The organism is Streptobacillus ratti (assembly GCF_001891165.1).
Lineage (GTDB): Bacteria > Fusobacteriota > Fusobacteriia > Fusobacteriales > Leptotrichiaceae > Streptobacillus > Streptobacillus ratti.
In genome coordinates this window covers 1-13,273 of record NZ_LKKW01000010.1, presented here as the reverse complement: position 1 = coordinate 13,273, position 13,273 = coordinate 1, and the positions used below count along the sequence as shown (strand labels likewise).

Genomic DNA, 13,273 nt, shown 5'->3' with positions numbered 1-13,273 from the left:
AAACCTGCATTCTTTTTAAAAATTGCAATTATGAAAAGAGGAAAAATAATGGAAATAAAGATAAATACAGAATATATTAAACTAGATCAATTACTTAAATATGCAAATTTAGTTGAAAATGGTTCAAGTGCAAAAGAAATGATACTTGAGGGTCGTGTATTAGTAGATAATGAAGTTGAGGTTAGAAGAGGTAGAAAGATATATAGAGGTATGATAGTTGAATTTGAGGGAGAAAGAGTAGAAATTAAATGATAAAAGAAATATTTTTTTCAGGATTTAGAAATTTAATTGATAAAAGAATAAAATTATCTAGTGGATTTAATTTAATTTATGGTGAAAATGCACAAGGTAAAACATCTTTTATGGAAGCTATATATTTTGGAGCAACTGGTAGAAGTTTTAGAACTAAAAAGAATAATGAAATGATAAAATATACTAGTAATGATGCTAAAATTTTTGTTAAATTAGATAATACCTCTAATTATTCTATTAATCTTTATAAAAATGAAAAAAAATATTTTAAAAATGGTGAAAAAATAAAATATGTAGACTATATAGGAGATATTTTAGCAGTTTCATTTATACCAGAAGATGTTGAATTAGTAATGGGTAACCCTTCAATTAGAAGGGGATTTTTCAATTACGAAATTTCTCAAATTAACAAAGAATATCTTCATTTGATAGTGGATTATGAAAAAATACTTAAAGTAAGAAATAAGATGCTTAAAGATAAAAAGTATAAGGAAGAACTTTATTTGATATATAATGAAAAATATATAGATATATGTGCCAAAATACTTAAAATTAGAAAAGAATATGTAGATGAATTAAATAAGTATTTAGATGTTAATTATAAAAATCTATTCAATCCAGAACATGATTTTAAATTAATTTATGAAAACTTTTTAAAGTTAGAAGATGTTTCAAATATAGAAGAAAATAAGAAAGTTATAGAAAAACTATTAAAAAGTAAAGAGGGATATGATGTTCAATTAGGATATTCTAATTATGGTGTTCATAAAGATGAATATATTTTTGAATTAAATGGCAAAAATGCAAGACATTATTCTTCGCAAGGTGAAAAAAAATCTATAGTATTTATACTAAAAATATCTGAAATTGAATTAATAGAAAAAAAGGAAAATAAAAAACCTATATTTTTAATGGATGACATTACTTCATTTTTTGATAATTTTAGAAAAAATCAAATTATACACTATTTTTTAGAAAAAGAAATACAATGTTTCTTAACTTCAACAGAAGATTTAAAAATAGTTGGTAAAAAATTTGATGTTGATGGGGGGATAATAAATGAAGAAAATCAGTAATATGGCATTAGAAGTAAAAAAACTTTTTGGTTTTAATTATGATAAATTTGTTGATGATGCACTGATTAGTAATTGTAGTATATGTTCTATTAAAGATGGATATATAAATATATATGTAAATGACCCTAATGTTAAAATTTTTATTAATCAAATTAAATATAATATATTACTAGAAGCTAGAAAATATGGTGAAATAATTGATATTAGAATATTAGATGATAAAAAAAATATTGTTAATACTAGAAATATGAAAAGACAAATGAATAAAGAAAAAATATCACCTAATGATGATTTAAGATACATTAAGATTAGTGAAGAAGAAAAAAATAAGATACTTGAAAATATTGCTAAAGTGGAAGTAAGTGAAGAAGTAAAAAATCATCTATATGATATAGCTGAAATATATTTTAAAAAAGGCATGGAAGTTAAAGTTACATGCCCTATTTGTAATATGGATAGAACTGATTTAATAGGAGATAAGTGCTTATTATGTATACAAAAAGAATTAGAGTATAATAGAGAAGAAGCTTACTATAATTTAACAAAAAATCCATATATATTAAATAATTCTAAAGTATATATAGATGCTAGAAGAAGAATAGTAGAAGAAAAGGTAGATAAGATATTTAAATACCTTGATAATAAAAAAGAAAAAGCAGATATTAATATGATAAATAGCCTATTTATGGATTATGCTATATATAAAGCTGGTAGTATGGATACTGAAATACAGTTTTTATCAGCAGATGAATTAAGAAAAAAACTATTTCATTATTACAAAAAAAGAAATATTAATATATCAGCATTAGGAGAAAATAATGAGTAACAAAAATATTGCCTTACTTAAAGAAGAAGTTGTAACTAAACTTACAAGTATGGGTATTTTTAAAATGGTAGTCATAAGTTCAGCGTCAAATAATTTAGAATATTACTATAACATATTAAAACAAGAAAAAAGTGAATATGAAAGTAAATATGTAAATTTAAGTTCATACTCATATCTTGATTTAGTAGGAGTTAATATTGAAATATTGGAATTTTTAAATAAAAATACTAAAGGTATACTATTTCTTGATATTAATTTAGCATTAAAAATATTTTTTGATGAATTTAAATCAAAGGAATTTAAGGTTAATGAAGAATATTCAAGAGATGAAATATTAGAATATTTAATTGAAAATGGATATAAAAAGGAATATACAGTTCTTAATAAGGGAGAATTTGCAATTAGAGGAGATATTATTGATATATATCCATCTAATTTATATAACCCTATAAGACTTGATTTTTTTGACACTATACTTGAAAATATTAAAGTTTTTTCTACATATAATCAAAGATCTATTGAAAATATTGAAAAAATAGAAATATTTGGTAATGTATTAACTGGTATAGAAAGAGAAATTGTGGATATGATTTCAATTTTTAATAAGGGGAATATAGAGATATTTTTAGAAAACAAAGAATTTCTTGAAATTAGATTAGAACAAATGTTAATGCTTGATAAAGATAATGAAGAAACTTTAAAGAAAAGGTTTGATAAATTAATAGAAAAAGGAAATTTACTTGAGGTAAGTAGAAGTAAAGATAGAAATTATCAAGATGAAATTAAGCTAAAAAGAGAAAATATAGAGAAAAAAGGTGTTAAGTATAACAGTGTAAATCAAATATTAGAGGGAGATTATGTAATACACGTAGAATTTGGTATAGGGATATATATGGGAACAGTAAATATTAATGATAGAGATTACCTATATATACAATATGCGGATAATGATAAGCTATATATACCTGTTGAAAAATTAGATAGAATTAGTAAATATGTTTCAGCAGGCACGGCACCAAAACTCTATTCTTTAGGAACTAAGGGATATAAAAGACGTGAAAAAAGAATTAGAGAAGATGTTGAAAAATTTGCACAAGAACTAGTTAATATACAAGCTAAAAGAAAGCTTATTACTAAACTTCCTTTTTTGAAGGATACTCTTTGGCAAGAAGAATTTGAAGAAAAATTTCCTTTTAGTTTAACATGGGATCAACAAAAAGCAGTTGAAGACATTAAACACGATTTAGAAAGTGGAAGATTAATGGATAGACTATTAGTTGGAGATGTAGGTTATGGTAAAACAGAAGTTGCCATGATAACAGCTTTTAAAGCTATTGAAAATGGATATCAATGTGCCATACTTGCTCCCACAACTGTACTTGCTAATCAACATTTTGAAAGATGTCATAAAAGATTTGAAGATTTTGGAATTACTGTAGCTAATCTTTCAAGACTTACTGGAAAAAATACTGATGATGTTTTAAATGGGCTTAAAAGTGGAAAAATTGATTTAGTAATAGGAACACATAGATTACTTGGAGATGATGTAAAATTTAAAAATTTAGGGCTATTAATAATAGATGAAGAACAAAAATTTGGAGTTACAGCAAAGGAAAAAATCAAAAAAAGAAAAGAAGATATTCATTTGTTGACTTTAAGTGCAACACCTATACCTAGAACTTTAAATTTAGCTCTTTTAGGTATTAGAGATATATCTTTAATTCAAAGCTCTCCCATGGATAGACTACCTATTATTACACAAAAAATACAAGAAGATGAAATAAAGAAAATCATTTTAAAAGAACTTTCAAGAGATGGACAAGTTTTCTATATCACAAATAATGTTAAAGGAATGGCAGAAAAACAGAAAACTTTAAAGAAATTAATGCCTGATTTTGTAAATATTGAATATATACATGGACAATTAAGTCCTAAGGAAATTAAACAAAAAATAAATGATTTTGATGAGGGTAAATTCGATATATTAATAGCATCTACTATAGTAGAAAATGGTATAGATATTACTAATGCTAATAGTATAATTATAGAAAACTATACTAATCTTGGTCTTTCTCAAATTTATCAATTAAGGGGAAGAGTAGGTCGTGGTAAAAGACAAGGATACTGCTATTTATTAGAAAATGAGTATAAAAGTAAAAAAGGTAAGGAAAAAGATAAAAGTTTAGAAAAAATAGAGGGAGTAGAAGGTGGAGGATACTTGCTTTCTTTAGAAGATTTAAATATACGTGGTGCTGGAGAAATATTGGGAGAAAAACAACACGGTGCTATAGATATGTTTGGATATGACCTTTATCTTAAAATGCTTAAAAATGAAATAAATAAATTAAAAGGAGAAAAAGTAAAAGAATTTAAAAATACTGAAATTAACCTTTTAAATAATGGATATATACCTCAGGAATATATAGAAAAAGATGAAAGAATAGTTGTATATAAAAGGTATGCAGAAGTTCAAAGTGAAAATGAATTAAATAAATTAACAGATGAAATTAGAGATAGGTTTGGTAAAATACCAAAAGAAATGCAAAATTTCATTCATTCTATAAAAATAAAACTATATATGATAGAAAATGGTATAGATAAAATAGAAGAGAATAATAAAGAATATATTTTAACACTACCTAACTATGTGGTTAAATTAACAAAAAAGGAATTTTCTAAGAGAATTAAGTGATTATAAAAATACCAATCTCTCACTATTAGATTTTTGTCTAATTATTGGAGATTGGTATATTTTTATTTTATCTCTTTTTCATTAAATTTTTTGAAAGAATTATTGGAAGACTTGATATTAGAATAATAAAAGAAGTAATTAAAATTGTATATTTTAATGTTATTATTGACCCTAAAACACCTCCAATTAATGCACCTATTGGAATTAAACCTCTTCCACAAACTCTAAAAATAGAAGATACACTAGCAATTTTTTCTGTTGGTGTAACACTTTGACGCAATGTTACTACATTTATATTATAAATCGGCAGTGATGCACTTATTAAAGCTTGTCCTAGTATAAGTCCTTGTATACTTTTAAAATAATAAAAGGACATATAGCCTAAAAAGTAGAATAAGATTGAAAGTAATATGGATTTTGCTATTTTTATCTTTTTAGAAAGAAAAGAAGCTAAAAAACTTCCTATAAAAAACCCTATATTACCTAATCCCATAATAATTCCTAGACTACTTTTATCTAATTTTAATATTTTTAAGATATAGAAACTTTGTATAGAAGCAAAAATTCCTATAGCAAAAACCATAATTACATAACATATTATTATAGGTTTTAGTAATAAATGTGAAAATACAAATTTATAACTTTCTATTATTTCTTTTAGATAACTTTCATTATAATCTTTATCCTTATTTTTAATTTCTTCTTCTTTTTCTATGAATAATTGACCAAGCATTGATAATATATGTGATAAACCATATCCTAAAGTCAACACAGGAAGAGAAATATAGTTTACTAAAATTCCTAATAGTGCTGGAAATATAACTTGAGTAAATGAGTTTATGATTTCTAATACAATATTAGCTTTTTTGAAGTTTTCTTTTTCAACTAAAATTGGAATATATGAAACATATGTTAATGTATAAAATATTCTAATTGTATTTAACAAAAATATTATAAAGTAAAATAAAGTTAAAGATTTTATTTTGAAAAAAATAGACAAAATCAATATAAATATTAATATAGTTGAAATAATATTAGAAATTAATAAAATTTTTTTCTTTTCATGCCTATCAACAAAAATTCCTATGTGATTTGAAAAAATTAGATTAGGAATAAAAGTAACAAATGTAATTAAAGAAGTTTTCATTAAATTTGTATTATATAAATAAATAGCAATTAAAGGGAATAAAAATATAGAAAATTGTATAGCTGCTTTATCAAAGAAAGATGAAAAAGAAAGAAAACTAAAATTTTTATTGATAATTTTCATATTTTACCCCCTAAATTATTATTTTAAACTATTGTATCATTAGAATTTTAAAATTACAAATATATATTATGTATCTAAAAATATATTTTATAAATATACAGATGAAATGTAGAGTAAAAAATATTTGAAAATAAACTGACATAAAAGTTGGACTTAAAAATTCAATTTTATATAGGTCAGTTTTTAATTTAAAAAAATAATAAACACGAAATTTATTACATAAATAACAACTATATTTCAAGATAATTTTTTAACTTTATTTTCTGTAGATGTATTGACAACTAAGAAAAGTAGGGTATAATAAAAATAAATACAGGACAAAACAATAAAAAAACATAAAAAACAATAAAATTAATATAGGAGATAAAATTATGAGGAAAGTTGGAAATTTAATTGATGAAAAATTAATTTGTTTGGATTTGGAAGCTAAAAGTAAAGAAGAGGTTATAAAAAAAATGGCATGTTTAATACATGAAGATCATAAATTATGTTGTTTGCCAGATTGTGATAAAAATAATGAAGAATGTAATGCAATAAAAGAATATATTAATTCTTTGTTTGAAAGGGAAACCTCTTTTTCTACTGCTGTTGGATATTCATTTGCTATACCACATGGAAAATCTTGTTGTGTAGATAAAGCTTGTATTGCTTATTCGAGATTAAAAAAAGAAATAGCTTGGGATGAAGAAGAAAATGTTAGACATATATTTATGATTGGAATTTCTGATGAAAATACAGGGAATGAACATTTGGAAATATTAATAAAATTATCTACTTCTATACTTGAAGATGAGTTTAGAGAAAAATTAGAAAGTGCAAAAGAGAAAAAAGAAGTGATAGAATTATTAGAAAAATATTCAGGATAAAAATAATTAAAAAAGAAAGGTGATAAATTATGAAAATTTTGGCAGTTACAGCATGTCCATCTGGAGTAGCACACACATATATGGCAGCAGAATCATTAAAAAAAGCTGCTCAAGCGAAAGGTTATGAAGTTAAAGTTGAAACTCAAGGTCAAATTGGAATTGAAAATGAAATTACAATAGATGAAATTAAAGATGCTGATGTTGTAATATTAACAACTGATATAGGTCTTAAAAATATAGAAAAATTTAATGGAAAACCAATCGTAAAAGTTCCTATAAGTGATTTAGTTAAAAAAGCAGGAATTTTAATAGATAAGATAGAAGAAGCAATTAAAAACAGAAATAAATAAAAATAGATAAAATTAATAAGGAGAGTGTTATTGTGAAAGAACTATTGAAAAATATTAAACAGCATTTAATGACAGGAGTTTCATATATGATTCCTTTTGTTGTAGCTGGTGGAGTTTTACTAGCATTAGCAGTAATGATTTCTGGTAAAGCAGCTGTACCTGAAACAGGATTTTTAAAAAGTATGTCTGATATAGGTATAGCTGGATTAACATTATTTGTTCCAGTTCTTGGTGGATTTATTGCATTTTCAATGGTTGATAGACCTGGAATTGCTCCTGGTATGATTGCAGCATATTTAGCAAACAATAAAGGAGGAGGATTCTTAGGAGGAATTATAGGGGGAATATTAGCTGGAATAGTTGTATATTATTTAAAAAAAATTAAAGTACCTAAGGTATTATCATCAGTAATGCCAATATTTATTATTCCTCTAGTTGGTACATTTATAAGTGGAATAATAGTTATATTATTTATAGGAGAACCAATAGGTTCATTTATGACGGGATTAAATGAATGGTTACAAGGAATGCAGAGTGGTTCTAAAATAGTATTGGGATTAATATTGGGTTCTATGATTGCATTTGATATGGGTGGTCCTTTTAATAAAGTTGCATTCTTTTTTGCTGCTGCAACAGTACAAACATCACCTAATATAATGGGAGCAGTTGGTGCAGCTATTTGTACACCACCAATAGGATTGGCTTTAGCTTCATTTATATTTAAAAATAAATTTACTGTTGATGAAAGAGAATCAGGAAAAGCAGCTTTAATAATGGGAAGTGTTGGAATTACAGAAGGAGCAATACCATTTGCAGCAGCTGACCCTATTAGAGTCATACCATCAATAATGGTTGGAAGTTCAGTATCTTCAGTAATATCATTATTATTAAATGCAACAAATAATGCTGCTTGGGGAGGATTGATAGTTTTACCTGTTGTTTCAAATAAGCTTGGATATATTATTTCTATAATTATAGGGAGTATTGTAACAGCATTAATGGTTTCATTTTTAAAAAAGCCTGTAATGAATTTTAAAGATGAAAAAGAAAAAAATAATGATAATATTGAATTGAATATTACTTTTTAAAGATAGATTAGATATAAAATAAGGCTCAAGAGCCTTATTTTATATTAATATCAAATTTTTTTATATCTTGTTTTGTTTTTTCAGAAATATCACTATCTATTATTATATAGTCAAAATCTGTTAAAGATGAAAATATATATTTCCCGTCTTGCTCAATTTTAGATTTTTCTGTAATTAAATATTTTATTTTACTTGAATCTATAATACATTTTTTAGTCAAACCATCATTTTCTTCATAAGTTGAAACTATTCCTGTATCAATATTTATACCAATTGTACCAATAAATGATTTTGTTATATTATATCTTTTGATTTGTTCTACAGAAGATAAACCAACAAATCCACCAATTATTTTATTACAATTTCCACCTATTCCAATAATTTTAGTTTTTGTATTAATATTTACTGAAAAAAGGTGCATTATATCAATCATATTAGTAACTATAGTTATATTCATATCATTTTTAATTATTTCTTGTGCTAAAATATAGTTTATTGAAGAAATATCTAAAAATATTAAATCCCCCTCTTTAATTTCATTTAATGCTTTAATTGCTAATTTTTTTTTGTTTTCAACATTTTTTGAAATTCTTGATGTAATTGTGATTGTTTCAGCAGAGTGTCTTACTTTAATTGCACCTCCATAAGTTCTTTTTAAATGTCCAGCATTCTCTAATTTTGTTAAATCTTTTCTAATAAGATCTTTGGAAACATTAAAATATTCACTTAATTCATTTACTTTTACTTTTTTATTTTTAATTATTAAGTTTATAATTTTATCTAAACGCTCCTGAACAAACATATATTCACCTTCTTTGAGATTTTATTTATAGTATATCTTAAAATTAAGATTTTATCAATACTTGCATTTAAAATAATAAAAAACAATAAAAATATTGACAAAACAAGAAAAAGGAGGTAATATTATATTGAAATATAAGCCTTGGAGGTGGACTAATGAATCAAAGAATAAAAAAATTAAAAGAAGATTTATTTAAAAATAAAAGAGAAATATCCATAGAAAGAGCAATACTATATACTGAAAGTCATAAGAAAACAGAGGGATTGCCAGAAATAATAAGAAGAGCTCTTGCTACAAAAAATATTTTAGAAAAAATGGAAATTTCAATTAGGGAAGATGAAATAATTGTTGGAAATAGGACTATAAAACCTAGAAGTGGAATTATTTCTCCTGAAATGGATCCTTATTGGATATATTCAGAAAAAGATACTATACATAGTAGAACACAAGATAAATTTATTTTTAATGAAAATGATAAAAAAATTTTTTGTGAAAAACTATATCCTTATTGGGCTGGAAAATCATTAAAAGATTCATTAAATGGAATTGTAAGAGATGAAATACAAGAAGCAATTGATGAAAAAATTTTTAGTTTAAATCAAACAGATAAAGGTCAAGGTCATATCATACCAGATTTTGAATTAATATTAAATAAAGGATTTGAGAATCTTGTTTTAGATGTAGAAAAACAACTTGAAAAAAATCCTGAAAATGCTTTTTTAAAAGCTTCGTTAATTTCATTAAAAGCATCTATACAACATATAGAGAGATATGTTGTTTTAATAGATGAATTAATATTAAAAGAAAAGAATGAGAATAGAAAAAAAGAATTAGAAATTATGTTAGAAGTTTCAAAAAATATTGCAAGAAAACCAGCATCTAATTTCATTGAAGCATTACAACTTCTATGGTATACAAGCATTATTTTACAAATGGAATCTAATGCAAGTTCAATTTCTTTAGGAAGATTTGATCAATATTTATGGAAATTCTATAAAAAAGATATTGAAAATGGGAAAGATGTAGAAATATTAAAAGAATATCTTGAAGCTTTCTATATTAAAACAAATGATGTAGTATTGTTAAGAAGTGAAAATTCAGCTAAATTTTTTGCAGGATTTCCTTCAGGTTATACAGCACTTCTTGGAGGACTTACAATTTATGGACAATCTGCAGTAAATGACTTATCTTACTTATGTTTAGATGCTTATAAAGATATTAAGTTACCACAACCAAACTTTGGTGTTAGAATTAATGATATTGAACCAAGAAAATTTATAAAAAAAACTTGTGAAACAATAGCATTAGGAACAGGAATACCACAATTATTTAATGATGATGTAATTATACAGTCATTTTTATCACGAGGTGTAACTTTAGAAGATGCTAGAAATTATTCAGTAGTTGGTTGTGTTGAATTATCAATACCAGGAAAATTATATGGATTACATGATATAGCGATGTTAAATATTATGAAAATAATGGAGAAAGTTTTATATTCATTTGAGAATAAAAAGGTAGAATTTAACGATATATTTGAAGAAATAAAAAATAAAATATCTTATTATGTTTCATTAATGGCAGAGGGAAGTAATTTAGTAGACTTAGGACATAGAAAATATGCACCTGTACCATTACTTTCAACATTAATGGAAAACTGTATTGAAAAATGTAAAGATATTACAGAGGGAGGTGCGAAATATAATTTTTCAGGAGTACAAGGGATAGGACTTCCCAATTTATCAGATTCACTTATGGCTTTAAAAACATTAGTATTTAATCAAAAAAAATATAAATTTGATGATGTATTAAATGCGATGAAAAATAATTTTGAAAGCAAAATTTATCAAGAAATGAGATGTAACTTTATTAATAATGCTGATAAATATGGAAATGATATCGATGAGGTAGATAATATAAGTGCAGAAATATTAAGATTTTATTGTAAAGAAGTTGAAAAATATATTAATCCAAGAGGAGGTATTTTTACGCCAGGTTCATATACAGTTTCAGCACATATTCCTTTAGGAGAAGCTGTTGGAGCAACACCAGATGGTAGATATAAGGGGGAACAATTGGCAGATGGAGGCTTATCACCTATGTTTGGAAGAGATATGTTTGGACCAACTGCAGTATTGAAATCATTAAGTAAATTAGATAATGTTTTATTAACGAATGGAAGTTTATTAAATGTTAAATTTAGTCCTTCAACCTTAAAAGATGATAAAGGAATAAATAATTTTGTAAACTTTGTTTATGCTTATTTAAAATTAAAATTAACACATATACAATTTAATGTTATAGGTGCTGAAACATTAAAAGAAGCACAAAAAAAACCTGAAAAATATTCAAATTTAATTGTACGTGTTGCAGGATATAGTGCATTTTTTAATGAATTAAATAAAAAAATACAAGACGATATTATTCATAGAACAGAGCATAATTTGTAATAAATTAGGAGAAAAAATGAAAAATATAAAAAAGGGTTTAATCTTTAATATACAGAGATTTTCATTAAATGATGGAGAAGGAATTAGAACAATAGTCTTTTTTAAGGGTTGCCCTTTATTATGTCCTTGGTGCTCAAATCCTGAATCACAAAGTTTTAAAATTGAATATATGAGAGATAAATTAAATTCTGGAAAATTTAGAAAAATAGGTAAATATTATAGTGTAGATGAATTACTAAAAGAGGTATTAAAAGATGAAATATTTTTTAACACTTCAGGTGGAGGAGTAACTTTATCAGGTGGAGAAATTTTATCTCAACCAAAGTTTGTAATAGAATTTTTAAAAAAGTTAAAAGAAAATGATATAAATACTGCTATAGAAACTTGTGGAATTGGAAATACTAAATTATTAAAGAAAATATTAGAAAAAACAGATACTGTATTATTTGATTTAAAAATAATGAATAATGATAAATCAAAAGAAGTTATTGGTGTAAATTCTAGTTTGATTATTAAAAACTTTGAAGTAGCATGTAAAAATAATTATGTTATTCCTAGAATACCTTTTATTCCAGGATATACAGATAGTATTCAAAATATAGATGAAATTTTAAAAATAGTTTTAAAGAATAATATTAAAGAAATACACATTTTACCTTATCATAATTATGGAGTTTCTAAATATGAATTATTAGATAGGATTTATAAGTTAAGTGATACTAAATTACCATCAAAAAAAAGAATCTTAGAAATAAAAACATATATAGAATCTAAAGGATTAAATGTTATAATAGGAGGATAAAAATATATGGAATATTTTTTAGACACAGCTAATATAAAAGATATCAAGAAAATAAATGATATTTTCCCTATAATTGGAATAACTACTAATCCAAGTATAATATCTAAAGAAAATAGAAATTTTAAAGAAATTATTCAAGAAATACAAGAAATACTTGGTAAAGATAAGTTAATACATATACAAGTAATAGGTAAAACATTTGAAATAATGATAGAAGAAGTTAAATTGTTAGTAAAAACTTTTGGAGAAAATATATATGCTAAAATACCTGTTACAGAACAGGGAATTAAAGCTATGAAAGAACTTTCAAAAGAAGGATATAAAATAACAGCAACAGGGATATTGTCACCACAACAAATAATAATGGCAGCAGAAGCTGGAGCAGAATACATGGCACCATATATAAATAGATCAGATAATATAGGAGAAAGTGGAATAGAAATAGTAAAAGATGCACAAAAAATATTAGATAATACAAGAATAAGTGATGAAGAATGTTTTAGAAGATATAAGAGAGTTTTTGAACCCAAGATATTTGGAGCATCATTTAAAAATGTTAGACAAGTGCATGAAGTAATGCTTGCTGGAGCTAAATCGGTTACAATTGGAACGGAAGTATTTGAAAGATTAATATATCATCCATACACAGATTGGAGTATAGAAAAATTTGAATCAGATTGGGAAAAAATTTATGGTGATAAAAATTTACTTGAATTGATAAAAAAATAGATGAAGTTTTGTAATCTAGTTAGCTTAGGAGCTTATTCACCATTAAGAATATATATCCTAAATTCCAAAA

At 24.3% G+C, this 13,273-nt stretch carries 12 protein-coding genes; 10 read left to right on the top strand and 2 right to left on the bottom strand.

The window, feature by feature from the left end:
• Window positions 1-48 precede the first annotated feature (48 nt).
• The 4 genes from BT993_RS02810 to BT993_RS02795 are packed head-to-tail and all read left to right on the top strand — an operon-like array spanning window position 49 to window position 4,846.
• On the top strand, window positions 49-252 hold the full coding sequence (locus tag BT993_RS02810; protein WP_143604238.1) for an RNA-binding S4 domain-containing protein: 204 nt from the start codon (window positions 49-51) through the stop codon (window positions 250-252).
• Window positions 249-1,328, top strand: a complete 1,080-nt coding sequence (gene recF, locus BT993_RS02805; RefSeq protein ID WP_072593127.1) for a DNA replication/repair protein RecF — start codon at window positions 249-251, stop codon at window positions 1,326-1,328. The genes BT993_RS02810 and recF overlap by 4 nt, the downstream gene beginning before the upstream one ends.
• Window positions 1,312-2,154, top strand: coding sequence for a hypothetical protein (locus BT993_RS02800; protein ID WP_072593126.1), 843 nt, complete (start codon window positions 1,312-1,314; stop codon window positions 2,152-2,154). The genes recF and BT993_RS02800 overlap by 17 nt, the downstream gene beginning before the upstream one ends.
• Entirely contained in the window at window positions 2,147-4,846 is a 2,700-nt protein-coding gene (locus tag BT993_RS02795; protein WP_072593125.1) for a DEAD/DEAH box helicase, read from the top strand. Before BT993_RS02800 ends, BT993_RS02795 begins: the two co-directional genes overlap by 8 nt.
• 67 nt (window positions 4,847-4,913) lie before the next feature.
• Here the strand turns inward: BT993_RS02795 and BT993_RS02790 are convergent, their stop codons facing one another.
• Entirely contained in the window at window positions 4,914-6,116 is a 1,203-nt protein-coding gene (locus tag BT993_RS02790) for an MFS transporter (protein ID WP_072593124.1), read from the bottom strand.
• Between the two features lie 371 nt (window positions 6,117-6,487).
• Here BT993_RS02790 and BT993_RS02785 point away from each other — a divergent pair, with 371 nt between their 5' ends.
• The 3 genes from BT993_RS02785 to BT993_RS02775 are packed head-to-tail and all read left to right on the top strand — an operon-like array spanning window position 6,488 to window position 8,420.
• Window positions 6,488-6,982: a PTS sugar transporter subunit IIA gene (locus tag BT993_RS02785; RefSeq protein WP_072593123.1), complete on the top strand. Its 495-nt coding sequence runs from the start codon at window positions 6,488-6,490 to the stop codon at window positions 6,980-6,982.
• 29 nt (window positions 6,983-7,011) lie between these two features.
• Window positions 7,012-7,332 carry a PTS fructose-like transporter subunit IIB gene (locus BT993_RS02780; RefSeq protein ID WP_072593122.1) on the top strand — a complete coding sequence of 107 codons (321 nt, stop codon included), beginning with the start codon at window positions 7,012-7,014 and terminating at the stop codon, window positions 7,330-7,332.
• Window positions 7,333-7,364: 32 nt separating this feature from the next.
• Entirely contained in the window at window positions 7,365-8,420 is a 1,056-nt protein-coding gene (locus BT993_RS02775) for a PTS fructose transporter subunit EIIC (RefSeq protein ID WP_072593121.1), read from the top strand.
• A 34-nt stretch (window positions 8,421-8,454) separates the two neighbouring features.
• Here the strand turns inward: BT993_RS02775 and BT993_RS02770 are convergent, their stop codons facing one another.
• Entirely contained in the window at window positions 8,455-9,222 is a 768-nt protein-coding gene (locus BT993_RS02770) for a DeoR/GlpR family DNA-binding transcription regulator (RefSeq protein ID WP_072593120.1), read from the bottom strand.
• A gap of 155 nt (window positions 9,223-9,377) precedes the next feature.
• On the opposite strand from BT993_RS02770, the gene BT993_RS02765 reads away from it, so the two are divergent.
• The 3 genes from BT993_RS02765 to BT993_RS02755 are packed head-to-tail and all read left to right on the top strand — an operon-like array spanning window position 9,378 to window position 13,203.
• Window positions 9,378-11,672 (top strand): formate C-acetyltransferase, encoded by a 2,295-nt coding sequence (locus tag BT993_RS02765; protein ID WP_072593119.1) that lies wholly within the window; start codon window positions 9,378-9,380, stop codon window positions 11,670-11,672.
• Window positions 11,673-11,688: 16 nt separating this feature from the next.
• On the top strand, window positions 11,689-12,474 hold the full coding sequence (locus tag BT993_RS02760; RefSeq protein WP_208600503.1) for a glycyl-radical enzyme activating protein: 786 nt from the start codon (window positions 11,689-11,691) through the stop codon (window positions 12,472-12,474).
• Between the two features lie 6 nt (window positions 12,475-12,480).
• The gene (locus BT993_RS02755) at window positions 12,481-13,203 is read left to right on the top strand and encodes a transaldolase family protein (RefSeq protein ID WP_072593118.1); all 723 of its coding nucleotides are present in this window, start codon (window positions 12,481-12,483) and stop codon (window positions 13,201-13,203) included.
• Window positions 13,204-13,273 lie beyond the last annotated feature (70 nt).